We start from the raw sequence: 17837 nt of genomic DNA on the forward strand, positions 1-17837 counted from the left end.
GGGATGTCGGCGCGGTAGCCGAGCGTGTTGAGCCACTCGTTGGCGTAGGCAAGTCTTCGCTCGGGGCGCGGATCGCGTCGATCGGTACCTGAACTCAGGGCAGCGGCATGCCGAGCACCTTCCCGATGGCCACGGCGGTCCGAACCGGCGCGAGTTCGTCTCCGGCCGGGGAAACCTTGCGGCCGACCCACTCTGCCGGCCGGGAGAACGCCGGCGCGGCGACGGCGCCGACATCGTCGACGGCCATGATCTGCTGAGGGACTTCCGGCGCGAGTCCGGTGGACGGAGTTCCGTCCCGCAGCACATATCCGCCGGTGAAGTTTTCCATGAAGGACACCGGCCTGAGGATCACCGCGGGCAGGCCGAGCGCGGCGATGTGCCACTCGAACGGCCACTTGCTGACCAGGTTCACCGGAACCTTCTCTTCGGGATGCCGGTCCGCTTCGGCGGCCGACGTGAAGACGAAGTGCCCGATGCCTGCGGCGAGCGCGGCCTCGTGACGTTCACACCCCAGCGCACCGCGTCCTCGGCGGTGAAGTCCGGCGCGGTGCCGGGCGAGCCGACGGTGGGCCGGCCGCTGAACAGGCCCCACGCGCCCTCGGCGGTCAGGGAGTCGACGTCCTCCCTCTGTGCCCGCACCACCTGCGCTCCGGCACGCGACAGTGCTGTGGCCTGAGCCCCGTGCGGGTCGCGCGTCAGTGCGCGTACCCGCCAGCCGTCCCGGAGCAGGTGCTCGATCCCTTCGGAGGTCACCATCCGGCGACTGCGGAAGTACCGCGCGCACAGCACGAGTACGTCCACCGCCGCGAACCGCTGCTCGATCTCCGCGATGACGCGCCGGTTCTCGCTGACGAGACTGAGGTCGGCCTCGATGAAGACGGCACGGTCGGCCGCCCCCGCCTTCTGTGCCGTGTCGAGGAACTTCTTCCCCTTCACCGGGTCCGGAGCGACGACGACCACCCGGTCGCCCCGGCCGAGACAGGTGTTCGCGAGTGCCTGCCCGATACCGGAAGTGCCTCCCGTGACAACAATGGTCTTCACCGTGATCCTCCCAGGAACACTCATTCGTGAGATTTCGCGCGGCGGAAAAGGCGGAGCATGTCCCGGGGCCTCGGCCGGCCGCGCCGCCTGCTCGGTCTCGCCGCGTACAAGGCTTCGTACGGGACGGTCGTGTTCCTACTGGACGTCGTTCGCCTCTCGCGCCGGCGCGACCACCGGGGCTGCCTCGGCCTTCGGCCCGGTGTCGGCCCCGGCCCCGGTGCCGGCCGTGGAACGCATCCGTGACGCGACGACGAGCGTGAGGACGACGACCACGGCCATGGCCAGGAAGACGTCGGAGTACGCCGAGCCGCTGTGACCTGAATAGAGGGGATTGATGGCGTCATTGCCGCTCTGCTGCCTGGCGGACACGAGCACGCCGAACACCGCGGGACCGGTGCCGGCCCCGAGGAACTGGGCCCCTTGGAGGATCCCGAGGCCGGTACCGACCTGCTCCGGGGGCAGTTCGCTCGCCGCGGCGCCGATGATGGTGGTCATCACGAACATGAAGCCGATGCTGAGCCCGAGGATCCCGACACCGGCGAAGACCACCGAAGAGCCGCCGGTGAAGGACGAGAGGAACAACGAGAACAGCCCGATGAGGCCCAGCCCGGAGAGCACCAGGACCCGCGTGTCGACGCGGCCGGCGAGGCGTCCGATCCACGGTGAGAGAAGCGCGGTCACGACTCCGGCCGGGATCATGACCAAGGCGCCCTTGCCCGGGGTGAGCTCGTTGACCTCCACCAGCAGCAGCGGGACGAACACCAGACCGCCGAGGTTGACGACCATGGCCAGGAACGCGACGAGGATGCCGGTCCGGTAGACGCGGTTGGTGAACAGCGACGGCGGAACGAACGGGTGGTCGATACGGGCGGTGCGCACCCCGAAGAGCACGAGCGCCGCGATCGCGACCACGAGGCTGCCCCAGGACAGGGGGTCGGCGAAGCCGGAGACCTGCGCCCGGGTCATGCCGAACAGGACGAGACCGGCTCCGAGGCCCAGGAGGACGCCGCCGGGGAGGTCGAGCCGGCCCGAGCCCTGCGGAGTCTCGTCCGGGAGTACGCGCAGCGCCGGGACCAGCAGCACCAGCGAGACCACGAGCATGATCCAGAACAGCGCGGGCCAGCCGAGCGCTTCTCCGATGCCGCCGCCCAACGCCGGCCCGGCGGCGGTACCGACGCCCGCACCGGCGGAGACGACACCGATCCCGACACCACGCCGCTTCGGCGGCAGCAGCGTCGTGACGGCGATGACCGAGAGCACGGGGATCGCGGCCGCGCCGATACCCGTCACGATCCGCCCGGTCACGAGCACGGCCAGATTCGGGGAGATCGCGCAGATCAGGCTCCCGACGGCGTAGGAGAGGAGCGCGAAGGCGAAGAGACGACGCAGGCTCACGCGGTCCGAAACGCGACCGTACAGGGGGATGCCGACCGAGAACATCAGCAGGAAGCCGGTGACGACCCAGGCGAGTTCCGCCTCGGAGGCCCCGAACTCGGACCCGATCGTGGGAAGCATCAGATTGACCATGTCGCTGGCCGTGACCGTGGCGAGGATCGCCGGCATCAGCACGGCCAATAAGCCCAGCCCTGAGCCAGCCCGCTCGATCGGTGTCGACGTGGAAGTCATACGAGACCCTTCGGGTGACTTACTGCCACCATGATAGTTACAGTTTGGGTAAAAGAACGGCGGAGGACACCGCCTCCGCCATCCGTCAGCTGGTGACGCGTTGCGCGACCTCGCGCTCAGTGGCCAGCACTTGCCGGACGAGGTGGGCGATCGTCGTCCGCCCGAGCCGTTCCTTCATGGCCTGCTCCGCGTCCTGGAACTCCACCTCGAGCAACTTCTGCATGTGCCTCCCCACCTCGCATTCGGCGCTCGGCGGATGCGGGTGCCGCGAGAGGATCGGCCCTGTCTCCACCGCGGCGTACGCGTCGTAGAGCGTGATCTCTCGGGCGGGCCGGGCCAGCGACCAGCCGCCGTTGCGCCCCTCGGCGGACCAGACCAGACCGGCATCACGCAGACTGCCGAGGATCCGCCGCACCAGGACCGGATTACTGGCCAGGCTCTCCGCGATCTCCGCGGAGGTCAGCGAGCGCTCCCAGCGCCCCAGCATGGTGAGCGCGTGAATCGCGACCGCACTCCTGCTGCTGACGCTCACCTTGACTCCTTCGCGACGGCCACCTCGCCACCAAACCGCAACAAGGCTAGTAGCAGTTTTACGCACGCGTCAATCCGCGATGCCGGTCACGGAGATCCCTCGAATCTCGACAATCGCACGCCAAACGAACACGGTGGCATCGCCGCAGTTCGGCGCCCTTAACTGGCCGACTTGACGACGAATTCACCGGGGAGGCTCCGCCGCCGGTGAACGTCCTACCCATGCCGGGAGACCGCGGCACCACCCGCGCCTGAGTGCACGCCGTCGCAACGCATACTGGCGGACGATCCGTGCCTCGTTCCGCCGGGTGGTGCCGCAACTCCACCCGACCCGTCACCACACCTCAGCACCCATGCGAGCAGACACACCTTGCCGGTACGCAGTTCTCGACCCGGCCCTCGCTGAGGAGGCCTGCTCCGCACCGTCCGGTACAGGGAGCCGGGCCGTTCGGAATCGTGGGCGAGCGCGAGATCGGCGCTCCTCGGAGACGAAATACGCACACCGCACACCCGTGACGGCACCGCATACAGCAGGCGGCCCCTCTTCCGGGCAAGGAGGGCCGCCTGAGCATGGCCGCACCCGCGTACGCAGGCGGCTACGCGGGATCCAGCACGGGCTTCGCGGGGAGCCCACCGTTCTTCTCGCAGCGCAGTTCCTTGGCCATGGCCAGCGAGAAGGAGTGGGCCACGGTCGCGTAGGCGTCCTTCAGGGCCTCCACGTCGTCTTCGGGGGGTTTGGGCATGCCCCAGCGCTCCACGCCGATGACGATGTGGGCAGGTCCAAGCGGATCGGCCAACTTGTCACTCGTGCAGGCGAACTGGATGTACGCCATATCTGCCGCTGCCAGGGTCTCTTCGCTCATCTTCAGCACGGTGAACTTCGGAGCGGGGGTGCCCGTAGGGGCGCCGTCAACTCGCCTCCAGGTGATCCTGAGCTGGAAATCCGGCGTGCCGATGGGCATGAAAACACGGCAGGCGTCCCCGCGATGTACGCGGGGGTCCCAAAACGCCTCGACAAAGTTCGCCGCGGCCTGGGCGACCGTGTAGTCCTTCGCCGACGCCTCGAAGCGCGACGATCCGGTGATCACCTTCAGCGCCTTGGCCGCGTCGACGGACATAGCGTCACCACCGCAGAGTTCCGTCCCCGCAACGACCTTGTAGTCTTTCGGAACGCCGTCCTTGTCCTCGTCCTCCCCGCAACCCCGAGAAACAACGAGCCGATCACGGCCGCGGCAAGGAGTCCCCCACGTACCGACCCATGTCTGATCACTTTTCGCCCCTCACGTCTCCTCGGCCGTTCACCGGCCTGAGCCGGTCTGCGGGGCGTTGCCCCTGCTGGATGCCGGCCGCGGGCTCTTCGTGATCCCGGATGTCGACCAGGTCGTCCCTGGCCTTCTTGATGGCCGCGTAACCCTCTTCCAGGATCTGCCGCACACCCTTGGCCTCGGCCGCGGCATCCGCGATCTCCTTGGCCGTCTTACCGATGAACGCCTTGGTGACCCCTGCGTTGACGCCCTCCCAGGCCGCTCTGTCCGCCTTCGCCTTCATCCCGTCGACGGCGTCCGTGGCGAGCTTGTCCAGCTTCTCCGCCATCTCCGACCAGTCGTCGGCGGCGGCCTTCAGCTTCGCCACCGGGGCGTCGATGACGTCCTCGTACTTCAGCATGCTGCGCGCGCTCCCCCGAGCCCTATTTCATGTATTCCGTGAGCACGGAGATCCTCTTCAGATCTCCCTCGACCTTCGCCTCGTCCTTGGCGTGCCGGGCCTTGCTGTAGTCGAGGTGATTCGAGATCTGCGCGCAGGCGTCCAGCAGCGTCTTCAGCTGGGTCTGCCAGCGGTCGTGCACCTTCAGCACGGCGGAACCACTCACGAAGTTCCCGTTGGTCAGCGCCGTCGCCGCGTCGAACGTGGAGGAATGGTCGATGTCGCCCTCCTTCCCCAGTCGGCCCAGCAGGTCGTACGCCTCATTGCCGATAGCGCCGAGGTTGATCCCGATTGACCACCAGATCGGTGCCACCGCCACCTCGGCCGCCGTCGGCCGGAACGCTGTTGATCCGCATGGCAGTCCGCTCGGCCGCCGCCGCGCGCAGCTCGGCCCACTCTTGCTCGAACGTCACGGTTCCCCCCAGTCCATCCGGCCAGGCCACACCACCACACTCGCGCACCCACCGACCTGATCACCTGTCACAGGCATCATCACCCACCCGCAACCGGCGGGTAGGTGACTTGCCGAAGCCTGGACGAGAACGATCGAATATCGGCAGGATCACGCCCCTGGCAGACGGGATCACGGGCGCAGCCGCCGTCACCTTCCTGCCCTCGCAGCGTCTGCCGTCCGTTGCCGACAAGAGTCCCGACGGCGACCGGGCCAAGACAACGTGCCTCATCCTGCCCCGGCGCACACGCGGCACCATCGAGGCCGACCGACGAGAACCTCCATCCGTGAGGCACTGCTCACCTCAGCGGCCCTTTCGGGGCGGTCTCCAGAATCGCCACCTACTCCACATGGTGTGTCATCGGAAAGACGTCACGTCATGCAAAACAGAGAAAGGCCGACGAATGCCGGCGTTGGAGGCACTCTCAACGGTTTCTGAGGGAGGCTCGCACCAGCGACCTGGCACGGCGTCGCGATCAGGACCGTCCTTGGTCCTGCAAGCCACCCTCCGTTTGCACCGCTAGATTGCAGACTCGTGCCCTGGTGAGTGCGAGAGATAACGCACACGCCAGTACGGGCGACGCCATTGTCTTAGCATGCGGAAGCTCACGGCATTCACATCAACCGTCGCCGTAGCGGCGCTCTTTCTCAGTGGTGCCGCCTTCCCCGCGCACGCGGGCCCCTACTGGAACAAGCACATCGGGTGTGAGGCGACCGACCCGGACGGCCGCCGGATCCCCACCCGTCTGGGCAACGGCGAGCTGGGCTGGAACCATTTCTCCGGCAAGCACAACATCAAGAAATGGGCGCTCGTCAGCATTCCCCTCCGGGACAAGGATGGCAAGGTGGACGGGCACAACCTCCAGTGCTGGGGATGGGCCTCGGACCGGGCTCACGGTCGGGTCAAAATCATCGTCAGGCCCGCTACGCTCGCAGGACGGACGACAGGAGCTACGACTCCGGAGAAAGGCAAGTGATCGGCGTGATCACCGCATACTGCAAGGGCATGCGGAAGTGCCCGAACTGGGTGAATGAGTAACCCGGTGGACGAAGTCGAGCGTGAGATCGCAGACCTCCAGGTCGAGGTGGCCGCCCTCCTGTCGGACCATGTCTACGCCCCGCTCTTGGAGGACCAGCACGTACGCGGAGTCCTGCCCGCCCCGTCGCGGGCGCCGGCCGTCCGGGCGGTCCTGGGTGACCGGGCCGAGAGCAGGCCGGCGCGGCTGACCGCGTACGAGATCCCTCTCAGGGACGGCGAGGATCTGCGCACGCCGCACGACGTCGTCGCATTGCTCAGGGCCGCGCACACCGGCACCCACATCTACCCGCGCAGCGGGGTCACCTCGGTCATGGGCATGGACCTCTACCTGGTCGACCCGGCCGATGTGACGGAGGCCCCGTTCACCACGGACGACTGGGCCGCCACACTCCTGCGCTGCCTGGCCCGTCCGACCGATCCGGCCGAGGACCGGCACGGAACGCGACTGCGCGGCTTCCTGTTCCGCGAGGAGGGTCTGCTGCGCCTGTACATGGACAGCGACGAGGTCCCCGGAGTGATAGCCGCCGACGTACGCCCGGGTGGTGCGCTGACCGCTGTGCTGGCGGCTCTGCCGTCAGTGCTCGATGAGGATTACCGGATCTCGAAGGACGCGATCGATCCCCACTGTCGGTACGTGGTGGACCTCACCGACTGGTGACTGCACCGCACTTGGCCTGGATGTCGCGGACGTAGTCCTCGATGACGGAGGCCCGCACGTTGCGGTTGTGGGTCCGGCGAAGGAGCCGGGAGGTCATCACCGGCTGGAGGATGATGACGCGGGCGCTGGGCGCGCCGTTGTTCGCCAGTGCTCTGACCGCTTAGGTTCGCCGAGCCGTTCAAGCCGCCGCGGCGAGGGGGCGACCGCCCCAGCGGATGCCTCTTTCGCTGCGGGTACGGGCGCGTTCCTTGCGTTCGGCAGCCAGGACGTCGCGGTGGCGGGCGCGAGGCCCACTTCGGATCGCTGAGGCAGTTCACCATCACCAACTCCGACCATCCCAACCACACCGGGCAGACCGGCGCGGATCGAATTCAGCGCGGCCAGCGTGTGTCCGGCGCCCTTCCTGCGCCGGTTGGCGCCCCACAGACGGTCGTCGCCGACGAGTAGCAGCCATGGAAATAGCGCACTCCGTGGGTGCGGTGATACGTGGCGGGCAGCCAGCCGGGGTGCTTCTGGGTGGCCCAGCCCGAGCCCGCGGTGGGCCGGAAGCCGAGCGGGCCGAACTCGTCGAAGGCGAACACCCGGTCGGGGAAGCGGTCCAGGACCTCCTCGATCCGGTCCAGCTTCGCCTCGCGGTCCGGGTCTGGAGACTCCTTCCAGGTCTTGGGGCGCTGGAAGGTCACGCCTCGACGGGCGAGCAGGCCGCGTAACGCCTCACGACCGATGCGGATCACCCGGCCGTGGACTTTCCGCAGGTAGGCGACGAGTTTGCGCAGCGACCAGCGGGTGAAGGGCTGGCCGAGCTTGGTGGGGCGGGTGGTGGCCGTCTGGACGACACCGAGTTGGTACGAACGCGTCGTTCTCCATCCGGATCGATTGTCAGTGCCCTGTGCCAAAGTCTCCCCATGATGGTGGACGCACCAGGCACCCGGAGAAACAGGGTGCATGAACTGCGGGGCGCGTTGGGCGCGTTGCTTGCGGAGCTGCATGGCCGCGCGCGGTGGCAGGGTGGACGAGGATGACTTCAGAGCGGCCACGGCTTCCCTGGGGCTGGACGCGGACGGCCTGAAAAGGCTGGAAGCGGCTCTGGCCCAGCAGGGGCTCGTCGTGGAACACGCTGCCGCGCCCTCCCGCGCCGCGACACGGATCGGCAGGGTACTGGGGTTGGCTCGTAAGTACGTCTCGGCGGGAGCCGTCCCCGTCCCAGCATTCACCGGATGCGTCTCGCCGGCCGGAACCAGTAGACGGCGCGCCCGGGGCCGCGGCTGCGTGTGGACCACAGCATGCCGATCCACAGGACCTAGAACAGGGGCCAGGTGGTCCAGTAGAAGGAAAGCTCGTTGAATGCCGTCCACGTCATACACGGCAGCGTGCCAGACGGCACTGACAGCCGCCCGAGGACGACTGGGGCCGACGCACGTCGTCTCCCAGTGGCTGGCCAGCGCCTCGACGTGGAACAGACCACGCCCGGAATCCGTCTCGAGGGAGCCGGCGGAAGGGTGCCGAGTATGGGCGAGCGGCGGTCGATGCGTGCGTTCGTCAGCTCGATACGGAGTGCCGCCGGGTTGTCCCGGTAGAGGGACAGACGGGAGTCCTGCTCCTTCACCCGGCCGTGTCCTACCGCGTTTGCGGCGAGTTCGGCTACGAGGAGCGTCGCCGTGTGGTTGACATCAGTGTCGTACGGCCATCCCCAGACGTGGGGTTGCTCGACGGCGAGGCGGGCACCTCTGCCGGTGGCCGAGAGGTGGATGCTAAGTGGTCGAGGTCGCGTTCACAACCGGTGGTCTGTCCGACGGCCGAAATCCGTCCGGTCCGCACGTCGCCGCCCCTGGCGCGGCGACGGCCGGAGGCCGGCGGCGTGCCCGCCCCGGCGGCGGCGCGGCCCGCTGTACGGGCCGCTGGCGCGTCGAAGGGGCCTGCTGCTCACCGCCGTGGTGGTCCCGGCCGGGGCTCCGGTGGGGGTGGAGGCGCGGGTCCGCGTGGCCGTGGAGGGTGAGGACGGGGCCGCCGTCACCGCCGGGACTCCCGCGAGGGATCCGGGCGCGGTCCGGTGACCACCCCGACGAGCCGCCGCCGGGCCGAGCCCCGGTCCGTACCCCGCTTCCCCTCAGCTCACCGGACCGGAGTCCCACGGCCGGACCCGCCTCATGTTCTGAGGACCACTGTCCGCCCGTCCGAGCCGGCGGTCAGCGTCTCCTCGGACCGCTTGCCCCGGCGGAACTCCTGCGGGCTGACGCCCCGTTCCCGCTTGAACGCGGCGCTCAGCGCGAACGGACCCGAATAACCCACCTGCTGGGCGATGTTGGCGACGGACAGGTCCGGGTCGCGCAGCAGTTCGGAGGCGAGCGTGAGCCGCCATCCGGTCAGGTAGGACATCGGCGGCTCGCCGACGAGTTCGGTGAAGTGCCGGGCCAGCACCGCCCGGGAGACCCCGACGGAGGCCGCGAGCGAGGCGACCGTCCACGACTCGCTGGGCCGTTCGTGCAGCAGCCGCAGCGCCCGTCCCACCACCGGGTCGCTCTGCGCCCGGAACCAGAGCGGCGCGCCCGTGCCCGGCTCCATGAGCCAGGAGCGCAGGACGTTGATGAGCAGCAGGTCGAGCAACCGGTCGAGGACGACCTCCTGGCCGATGTCCTCCTTGTCCACCTCGGTGGCCAGCATGCCGATCAGCGGGGTTCGCGCGGCCGAGGCGGGCTGGACGAGCAGCGTGGGCAGGCCGGCGAGCAGTCTGCGCCCTACCTCGTTGGGCGCCTGGTAGGTGCCGCTGAGCATCACGGTCGACCCGGTGCGGTGCGGTTCGCCCCAGGTACGCACGCCCAGGGACATCGCCTCGGTGACGTCTTCGCCGTCGATGGTGTTGCAGCGCTGCTCGGGGTCGACGGTGATGCACGGGGGCGTCGAGGGGTCGTCGACGAGCGTGTACGGCTCGGGGCCGCGCAGGACCGCCACGTCCCCCGCCTCGATCCGCACCGGGTCGGCCCCCTCGCGGAGCACCCATGCCGAGCCGTGCAAGATGGTGACCAACGACAGGGGCGCGCGGTCCTCGATGCGCAGTCCCCACGGGGGGCTGAACACCGATTTCAGCAGAAAGGCGCCCCGTGCCTTGGGGCTTTCCAGCAGACCGCTGAGCGCATCCACAACCTTCACCTCGCACCGTCTCACCCTCGTTTCTCGCGGGGCGCCCTCGTCCCCGGCCGTGCCCCCCCCCCGCCCCGTGAAGCCGCGCCATCGGGCGGTGCGGCTCCCGGAAGGAGGCGCGACCCTGGGATCCAGACTCCCGTGGGGAGTTCCGGACCCGCCGTGGTTCCCGTGTCCAGTCTGTCAACGGTCCCGGCGCCACGTCCGGTTGTCGCGACGGTCACTGGGTCCGCAGGGCCATCCACCGCCGCGCCGTGTCGCCCAGCAGCGTGAGAGCGCCCAGGCAGGCTGCCGTGCGGACCGCGTTGGCCCGGCGCCAAGGGCTCTCGTATGCCTTCCTGGCCGTGGCCAGGGCGGCGGCCGACGTGCCCGAGGCGGTGCGCAGCCGGCGGTTCAGGGGCAGGTTGACGCAGATCGTCACCACGACGCTGAGGCCGTACAGCACCGCGGCGGCCCGGGCCCGCCGGGCGGCGTCGCTCCGGTGCGCGCGGGCGAGTCTGCGAGCGGCCGCGCCGGTCGCCATGAACACACCGAGGAAGAGTGCCCCGAAGGCGGCATCGTCGTCCAGGGCGTCATTGACCCGGCGCATCGCGGCGACGAATCTCTCGTCCTCGCGGCGCGCGAGGACGGGCATCACGCCGACGTCGAACGCGAGGTAGAGACCGGCCATCAGGCCGGTGCCCAGGGTGGCCGCGACGAGCACGGGGTCCTTGGAGGTGACATCGGGGAAGGTGTCGGCAGTCATCATGTTCCTCTGGCCGGTTCCGTGCGGCGGGTATGCGGCGCCGCCGGGGCGGTCGTCGACCGCGAGCCGGCCCGGCGGACGGCCGTTCACCGGGGTTCCAGGATTCCGGCGAGCGAACGGCGGTAGGCGCCTTCCAGCTGGGTGCGTCCGACCAGGCGCACCGGTCCGGGCATCAGCCCGTCCGGCTGCGGGAGTCCGTCCAGCAGCCATGGCGGCAGGACCCGCTTGACGCGGAAGGGCGCCGCCGCGAGGACGCGGCGCTCCAAGGCGGCGAACACGTCGGCCGGTACGCGGGCGAAGGCCGGGAAGGTCAGCTCCTCCTCCTCGTGCAGGTGTTGGCGGAGGACGGTGTCGAAAGTGTCGACGGGGCCGCCGATCAGCTCGGCGCGTCCGCCCTCCAGCGCCTTGGTCACACGGAACATCGAGTCGTCGAGCGCCACGTGGCCCTGCACCATGCGGTGGGAACCGGCGGCGATCTCCGGCATGTGCCTGATCAGGCCCGGCCAGAGGATCTCGTCCTCCGTGCGGTGATGCCAGTCCACGATGGCCCTGAGCTGCCGCCACCACTCCGCGGCCCGGGGAAGACCGGCGGATGTCAGAAGCGGCGCCGCGGCCACCAGTCGCCGGGAATCGCGCCGCAGCGCGAGGTGCGTCTGCGCGAATCCGCGAAGGTGGCGGGGCAGCGCGTTCACACCCGCGCCTCCCCACAGCAGCCCGTCCATCGCGTCCCTCTCTTCTCTGGCCCCCGGTGCTCCGCCGCCGGGGCGCCTGGCTTGGTCGGTCTGTGGCGCTACACGGCCGGTGCGGTGTCCGTCGGCCAGGTAGCTCGGGTCCGGCGGACACCGCGGTGGGACACCGTTCCGTCAGGCGTCCCAGACGCCCGTGGCCGCGGCCTCCTTGGCGTAGTCCGCGAAGTCCTTGGGCCCGCGCCCGAGCGCTTCCCTGACGCCAGGCACAAGGCTGGCGTTGCGGCCGTCGACGATGAGGGTGAAAAGGTCCGCGAACTCCTCCGCCTCACCCAGCTCGCGCAGCGCCGCGCGGTAGTCGTCGGCGCTGACCGGGATGTAGGTGATGGTCCGGCCGGTGGCCGCCGACAGCTCGCGGGCCACGTCGTGGAAGCTCAGCAGTCGCGGGCCGGACAGCTCGTAGGTCTTGCCGATGTGCCGGTCGTCGGTGAGGGAGGCGACCACCACGTCGGCGATGTCGTCGGCGTCGACGAACGGCTCGACGGCGTCGCCGGTGGGGAGCGCCAGTTCGCCCGAGCGGACCGGGTCGAGGAAGAAGCTCTCGCTGAAGTTCTGGTGGAACCAGTTGGCGCGTACGACGGTCCAGTCGCAACCGGACGCCTTGAGGCCGTCCTCGCCGGCGACGGCGCCCTCCTCGCCCCGGCCGGAGAGCAGCACCAGGCGGCGGACGCCCCGCTCCACGGCGAACGCGGCGAACCGTTCGACGGCTTCCTTCGCGCCGGGGAAGGCGAGGTCCGGATAGTAGGTCACGTAGGCGGCCAAGACCCCGTCGAGCGCGGCCTCCCAGGTGCTCTCGTCCTCCCAGACGAAGGGGATCTCGCTGCTGCGCGAGCCGCTCCGGGCCGGGCGGCCGAGTCCCTGTAAACGCTCGACGACCCGCCGTCCGGTCTTACCGGTGGCGCCGATGACGAGGATGGGCGCGGTGTTCTGTCCTTGAGTGCTCATCACTTCATTGAATTCGCCGCGCGGCAGACGGTACATGGCTCACCGGCTCGCATTCATACGCGATCGTCTCGATTCGCGAGCGCGAGACGTAGGTCCGCACGGCCCGGCCCGGGGCACTCTTCGAGCCCTGTAACTGTCACAGTTCCGGATTGGCGTCTTTCCGCTGTCGCGTTCCCGTTTGCGTCGGGGCAGCTGAACCGGACACGCGACGGGGGACGAGTCGGTCGTGGAGTCCCCCCGCGTCGGCCGCCGGGCCACGCCCCCTGCCTTCGGAAGGCCCGGGCGCCGGTCGGCGGCCAGTCGAGCCGTCCTCCGACGGGCCCCGGCCCACGGCCCGGCCGAACGCTGCGTCCGGGCGAAGTACGCGCGGGTTATTGACACTTGACGTACGCGCTGGCTTCATGAACCAGTGGTTGGGAGCGCTCCCATTTCTTTCCGTCTCCACACCGCGAACCACCGCGCCGCAGCACGAACTCCCCCTGCCCACCGCACGGAAGGAACGTCCGTTGCGCCCGCTCGCCTTCCTCACCTCCCGAAGACGCTCCGCGCCCTCCGCAGCGGCTCCCACAACCTGCCCGGCAGTACCGGCCGGTGTCCGACGCTCCCGACCGGTGGGTGCGTGGGGAGCCGCGGTCGCCGTCATCGCCGGCCTGCTGCTGCCGTCGGCCGCCTCCAGCCCCTCCTCCGCCGCGCCGGCCGCCTTCAACTACGGTGAGGCGCTCCAGAAGTCGCTCTGGTTCTACGACGCGCAGCGGTCGGGGAAGCTCCCGGACGGCAACCGCGTCTCCTGGCGCGGCGACTCCGCCCTCGGCGACGGCAAGGACGTCGGTCTCGACCTGACCGGCGGGTGGTACGACGCCGGGGACCACGTCAAGTTCGGCCTGCCCATGGCCTTTTCCGCCACACTGCTCGCCTGGGGCGGCATCGAGCAGAAGTCCGCCTACGCCTCCTCCGGCCAGCTCCGGTACCTCCAGGACAACCTGCGCTTCGTCAACGACTACTTCATCAAGGCGCACCCGTCCGCGAACGTGCTGTACGGCCAGGTCGGCAACGGCGCCGACGACCACAAGTGGTGGGGTCCGGCCGAAGTCATGCCGATGGCACGGCCCGCGTACAAGATCGACGCTTCGTGCCCGGGCTCCGACCTGGCGGGCCAGACCGCCGCGGCCATGGCGTCGTCCTCCATGGTGTTCGCCGACAGCGACCCGGCGTACGCGAGCAAACTGCTCACCCACGCCAAGCAGTTGTACGCGTTCGCCGACGCCTACCGCGGCAAGTACAGCGACTGCATCACCGACGCGCAGGCGTACTACAACTCCTGGAGCGGCTACAACGACGAACTGGTCTGGGGTGCCGTCTGGCTGTACAAGGCGACCGGCGACGCCACGTATCTGGCGAAGGCCGAAACGGCCTACGACAAGCTGTCCACCGAGCCCCAGACGACCACCCGCTCCTACCGCTGGACGCTCTCCTGGGACGACACCTCCTACGGCTCGTACGTGCTCCTCGCCCAGCTCACCGGCAAGCAGCGGTACGTCGACGACGCCAACCGCTGGCTGGACTGGTGGACGGTCGGTGTCAACGGGACCAAGGTGCGCTACTCGCCCGGCGGGCAGGCGGTCCTCGACAGCTGGGGATCGCTGCGGTATGCCGCCAACACCGCGTTCGCCGCGCTGTCGTACTCCGACTGGCTGACCGGTGACCCGGTGCGCAAGGCCCGCTACCACGACTTCGCGGTCCGGCAGATCAACTACGCGCTCGGCGACAACCCGCGCAAGTCCAGTTACGTCGTCGGCTTCGGCGCGAACCCGCCGGCGAAGCCGCACCACCGGACCGGTCACGGCTCGTGGACCGACCAGCTCACCAACCCGGTGGACAACCGGCACGTCCTGTACGGCGCGCTGGTCGGCGGGCCGAGCGCGGCGGACGACTCGTACACCGACGACCGGTCCAACTACGTGAACAACGAGGTGGCCACCGACTACAACGCGGCCTTCACGGGTGCTCTGGCCCGCTTGTACGCCGAGTACGGCGGCAGCCCGCTCGCCGGCTTCCCCCAGGCCGAGAAGCCGGACGGGCCCGAGATCTCGGTCCAGGCGTCCGTCAACGCCTCGGGTCCCGGCTTCACCGAGATCAAGGCGTACCTGGTCAACAAGTCAGCGTGGCCCGCACGCGCGCTGACGCACGCTTCCCTGCGCTACTACTTCACCCTCGACGGCGGGGTCACGCCCGACCGGATCAGCACCACCACCAACTACAACCAGTGCGGCAAGGTGACCGGTCCGACGCACTTCGACGGTGACGTCTACTACGTCACCGTGGACTGCTCCAACGCGGTGATCGCTCCGGCGGGCCAGTCGGCCTACCGGAAGGAGGTGCAGTTCCGCATCACCTCGGCCGGGGCGTGGAACCCTGCGGACGACTGGTCCTACCAGGCGATCCCGACGACGCCGGGCAGTACGCCGGTGGACGCGCCGCACATCGTGCTGGCGGAGGGTGCGGACACGCAGTGGGGGGTGGAGCCCGACGGCACCACGCCGACGCCGACACCTACGCCTACGCCTACGCCCACACCTACGTCTACTCCCACACCCACTCCTACTCCCACCCCCACACCCACGTCTCCCTCGGCCCAGTGCGCCGTGACCTACACCGTCACCAGCACTTGGAACGGTGGCTTCACCGCCGAAATCGGTGTGCGGAACACCGGCACGGCGGCGGTCAACGGCTGGCGGCTCGGGTTCTCGTTCAAGGGCACCGAAAAGGTGACGAGTGCCTGGAACGCCACCGTGTCGCAGGCCGGTGCCGACGTCACCGCAGCGAACGCGGCGCACAACGCAACGATCCCGCCGGGCTCCGGCGTGAGCTTCGGATTCCAGGGCACGGGCACCCCGGCCGGGACACCCGCGGCCTTCACACTGAACGCGAAGGACTGCGGCTGACGGGTGGACCGTTGACGTCGGGCGGTCATGGCGGCAGAAGGGCGAACAGGGGTGGTTGCCATGACCGCTCGAAGTCGTGTCCACCGTAGTCGTCGTTCATCTCGGCCGGCCGGGGCCTTGACCGGCGGCGGAATGCCGGATCCGGCCATACGCCGTTGCGGTGTCCGACGGCGTCCCGGACGGCCGGGAAGCGGTGGTGCGGGGGCGGCCGCCCGTGATCAGGTGGGAACAGGCCAGGAACGGGTGGAAAGTGAGGGAACGTCAGGCAGGCGGATGCGGATCCGGCCGGGCGTGCGGACACGGTGAAGGCACCGTCGCTGTGGCACAACCGGGACTTCGTGCTGCTGTGGTCGGGTCAGGTGCTGTCCACGCTCGGCACCCGGATGTCCTCCGTCGCCGTCCCGCTGATCGTGCCGGCCATCACGGGTTCACCCAGCCGCGCGGGGGTCGCCGGTTTTGTCTCCACCCTCCCCTACGACCGCTCGGGGGCCTGCTGTACGGCGTCGCGCACGTGTTGCCCTTCCTCGCCGACGCCCTCTCCTACGTCGCCTCCTTCCTGACGGTCTCCGCCATCCGCGCCGATCTGCGCGCCCGGCGCACCGAGCCGGCCGGGTCGCTGTGGCGGGAGGTGGCGGACGGGGTGCGCTGACTGGTGGGCCAGCCGTTCATCCGGGTCACTGTGGTGTGCGTGGCGCTCACCAACGTGATGTTCCAGGCACTGACACTGGTGCTGATCGTGCTCGCCCGGCATCTGGGGGCCTCGTCGGGGCTCACCGGTGCCGTGCTCGGCTTCTTCGGCTGCGGCGGCCTGGCAGGGGCGTTCGCCGCGCCGTGGATCCAGCGCCGGCTCGCGCCGCGGACCGTGGCGATCGGGTCCATCTGGCTCTGGGTGCTGCTGCTGGTGCCGATCGCCGCAATGCCGCCCCCGCTGATGCTCGGCCCGCTGGTGGCGGCGATGGCGTTCATCGGCCCGGTGTGGAACGTGGTGGTCGTCGGCTACCAGTACAAGGTCATCCCGGACCACATGCTGGGCCGGGTCAACAGCATCGTCCTGCTGGTCAGCTGGGGTGCCATCCCCTTCGGCTCACTGATCGCGGGCGGCCTGCTGGACCACACCGGTCCGCGCGGCGCCGTCCGGGCCCTGTCCGGCCTGACCCTCTTGGTCGCCCTGATCGCCTCGCTGAGCCCGGGACTGCGGCGGGCGGCGGTCCTCGCCGAGGGATAGCGGAACTCGGAGTCGCCAGGCACGTGGCCGCCGCGCCTGTGCCGCACTTCGGCTTGCCGATGCTCATGCGATGGTGACGGGCATGGCGTACGCCGGGTTCCGGGCGGTCTCGTCCGTCGTCGCCGACCGGCGCGGCAAGGCGATGTCCGTGGTCGTGTCCGGACTGGACCCGGCCGTGATGCTCGGCGTTCCCGCCGGCACGCTGCTCGCGCAGCACGCCGACCGGCAGGCCGTCTTCCGGGCGGTGGCCGGCGCGGCCGCGCTGTCCCCGCGACCGCGGTGCTGCTCGCCTTGCACGGCGAGCAGGAGACGACGGCTCCGCACCCGGCACTGCGGCAGGAACTGCGTTCGCCGGCCGTGCCGCGGCTGCGGGCCGCCTACGCCACCACCACCCCGACCACATCCGCCACCATCGCCCCGCTTCTCCTACTCTTCGAGGGGCTCGTCCTGGTGCTCTCCCTGTACGGGGCGGCGCCCTGGCCGGCCTCACGGCGGATGGCCCGGAAGGCGCTCCTCGTGTGCGCGACGGCGTCGCTGATCCGCGGAGGGACAGGCGCTTCAAGTGCTCCGCGGTGTTGCGGGCCGATAACCAACAGGTCGGCTCCCATTCCTCGGCGGCCGAGGAGACGGTGGCGGCGATCTGAGTCGTCAGCGCACCGGCGACGGTGCTCTCCGCTTCCACACCTGCCTCGCGCAGGCGGGTGAGCATCTCACCGAGGATGTCCTCGACATCGTCCTCATTCTCAGGGTGACCACAGCGGCGAGGGGCGAGATGGAAGGGACGCCATGTGCGACGCCGATCTCGGCCCCGGCCAGCCGGGCAGGTCGCCGACCAGGTCGATGACGGAGCGGCGGCAGGACTGTTGTCGACTGCCACGAGAATGCGCTGGAACAAAGTCTGTCCCTTTCGGGATGTTCTTCGGTCCGGGACGCACGACCGTGAGTCGGCAGGTACGTCGACAGGGATACCGCATACCAGTGCCCGGGGGTCGGGACATCCGATAGCAGTGCTCTCCGGGGCAACGCTCCGTGCATTCTTCGGCAAA

At 69.6% G+C, this 17837-nt stretch carries 14 protein-coding genes and 3 pseudogenes; 5 read left to right on the top strand and 12 right to left on the bottom strand.

Annotation, left to right across the window (positions count from 1 at the left end):
* Window positions 1-94: 94 nt before the first annotated feature.
* From HB370_RS06240 to HB370_RS06270, 7 genes and pseudogenes are all read right to left on the bottom strand, one after another.
* Window positions 95-514, bottom strand: a complete 420-nt coding sequence (locus tag HB370_RS06240; RefSeq protein ID WP_244406011.1) for an NmrA family NAD(P)-binding protein — start codon at window positions 512-514, stop codon at window positions 95-97.
* The gene (locus HB370_RS06245; RefSeq protein ID WP_051815738.1) at window positions 409-1041 is read right to left on the bottom strand and encodes an SDR family NAD(P)-dependent oxidoreductase; all 633 of its coding nucleotides are present in this window, start codon (window positions 1039-1041) and stop codon (window positions 409-411) included. Before HB370_RS06245 ends, HB370_RS06240 begins: the two co-directional genes overlap by 106 nt.
* A 135-nt stretch (window positions 1042-1176) precedes the next feature.
* Window positions 1177-2667 carry an MFS transporter gene (locus HB370_RS06250; RefSeq protein WP_078637551.1) on the bottom strand — a complete coding sequence of 497 codons (1491 nt, stop codon included), beginning with the start codon at window positions 2665-2667 and terminating at the stop codon, window positions 1177-1179.
* Between the two features lie 85 nt (window positions 2668-2752).
* Entirely contained in the window at window positions 2753-3199 is a 447-nt protein-coding gene (locus HB370_RS06255; protein WP_244405435.1) for an Rrf2 family transcriptional regulator, read from the bottom strand.
* Between the two features lie 595 nt (window positions 3200-3794).
* Complete coding sequence (locus HB370_RS06260; RefSeq protein WP_030784355.1) at window positions 3795-4316, bottom strand: hypothetical protein; 522 nt, start codon at window positions 4314-4316, stop codon at window positions 3795-3797.
* Window positions 4317-4533: 217 nt separating this feature from the next.
* Window positions 4534-4863: pseudogene (locus tag HB370_RS06265) on the bottom strand (hypothetical protein); the annotation flags it as partial.
* Window positions 4864-4885: 22 nt separating this feature from the next.
* Window positions 4886-5315, bottom strand: a pseudogene (locus HB370_RS06270) (hypothetical protein).
* 634 nt (window positions 5316-5949) lie between these two features.
* Between HB370_RS06270 and HB370_RS41760 the strand changes: the two are divergent.
* Window positions 5950-6330 (top strand): hypothetical protein, encoded by a 381-nt coding sequence (locus HB370_RS41760; protein WP_244405437.1) that lies wholly within the window; start codon window positions 5950-5952, stop codon window positions 6328-6330.
* A gap of 66 nt (window positions 6331-6396) precedes the next feature.
* On the top strand, window positions 6397-7050 hold the full coding sequence (locus HB370_RS41765) for a hypothetical protein (protein ID WP_244405439.1): 654 nt from the start codon (window positions 6397-6399) through the stop codon (window positions 7048-7050).
* 178 nt (window positions 7051-7228) lie between these two features.
* Here HB370_RS41765 and HB370_RS06285 read toward each other — a convergent pair.
* The 5 genes and pseudogenes from HB370_RS06285 to HB370_RS06305 form a co-directional block, all read right to left on the bottom strand.
* Window positions 7229-7886, bottom strand: a pseudogene (locus tag HB370_RS06285) (IS630 family transposase); the annotation flags it as partial.
* A gap of 1309 nt (window positions 7887-9195) precedes the next feature.
* Window positions 9196-10188, bottom strand: coding sequence for an AraC family transcriptional regulator (locus HB370_RS06290; RefSeq protein ID WP_030784362.1), 993 nt, complete (start codon window positions 10186-10188; stop codon window positions 9196-9198).
* A gap of 220 nt (window positions 10189-10408) precedes the next feature.
* Complete coding sequence (locus tag HB370_RS06295; protein WP_157855579.1) at window positions 10409-10936, bottom strand: anthrone oxygenase family protein; 528 nt, start codon at window positions 10934-10936, stop codon at window positions 10409-10411.
* 83 nt (window positions 10937-11019) lie between these two features.
* Window positions 11020-11655 (bottom strand): hemerythrin domain-containing protein, encoded by a 636-nt coding sequence (locus tag HB370_RS06300; protein WP_030784367.1) that lies wholly within the window; start codon window positions 11653-11655, stop codon window positions 11020-11022.
* Window positions 11656-11796: 141 nt separating this feature from the next.
* On the bottom strand, window positions 11797-12624 hold the full coding sequence (locus HB370_RS06305; RefSeq protein WP_030784370.1) for an NmrA family NAD(P)-binding protein: 828 nt from the start codon (window positions 12622-12624) through the stop codon (window positions 11797-11799).
* 611 nt (window positions 12625-13235) lie between these two features.
* On the opposite strand from HB370_RS06305, the gene HB370_RS06310 reads away from it, so the two are divergent.
* The 3 genes from HB370_RS06310 to HB370_RS06320 all read left to right on the top strand — a co-directional run bounded on the left by HB370_RS06310 (window position 13236) and on the right by HB370_RS06320 (window position 16791).
* A complete protein-coding gene (locus HB370_RS06310; RefSeq protein ID WP_037701830.1) occupies window positions 13236-15566 on the top strand; it encodes a glycoside hydrolase family 9 protein in 2331 nt (776 codons plus the stop codon).
* Window positions 15567-16077: 511 nt separating this feature from the next.
* Complete coding sequence (locus HB370_RS06315) at window positions 16078-16215, top strand: hypothetical protein (protein WP_157855580.1); 138 nt, start codon at window positions 16078-16080, stop codon at window positions 16213-16215.
* A gap of 39 nt (window positions 16216-16254) precedes the next feature.
* Window positions 16255-16791 (top strand): MFS transporter, encoded by a 537-nt coding sequence (locus HB370_RS06320; protein ID WP_157855581.1) that lies wholly within the window; start codon window positions 16255-16257, stop codon window positions 16789-16791.
* Window positions 16792-17837: the final 1046 nt, after the last annotated feature.

This window comes from Streptomyces sp. DSM 40868 (assembly GCF_011820545.1).
In the GTDB taxonomy this organism is placed as follows: Bacteria; Actinomycetota; Actinomycetes; order Streptomycetales; family Streptomycetaceae; genus Streptomyces; species Streptomyces eurythermus.

Excerpts from the sequence above, each read along its gene's own strand:
- HB370_RS06305 (WP_030784370.1), bottom strand. The coding sequence starts at position 12,624 with ATGAGCACTCAAGGACAGAACACCGCGCCCATCCTCGTCATCGGCGCC.
- HB370_RS06300 (WP_030784367.1), bottom strand. The coding sequence starts at position 11,655 with ATGGACGGGCTGCTGTGGGGAGGCGCGGGTGTGAACGCGCTGCCCCGC.
- HB370_RS06295 (WP_157855579.1), bottom strand. The coding sequence starts at position 10,936 with ATGATGACTGCCGACACCTTCCCCGATGTCACCTCCAAGGACCCCGTG.
- HB370_RS06260 (WP_030784355.1), bottom strand. The coding sequence starts at position 4,316 with ATGTCCGTCGACGCGGCCAAGGCGCTGAAGGTGATCACCGGATCGTCG.
- HB370_RS06250 (WP_078637551.1), bottom strand. The coding sequence starts at position 2,667 with ATGACTTCCACGTCGACACCGATCGAGCGGGCTGGCTCAGGGCTGGGC.
- HB370_RS41760 (WP_244405437.1), top strand. The coding sequence starts at position 5,950 with ATGCGGAAGCTCACGGCATTCACATCAACCGTCGCCGTAGCGGCGCTC.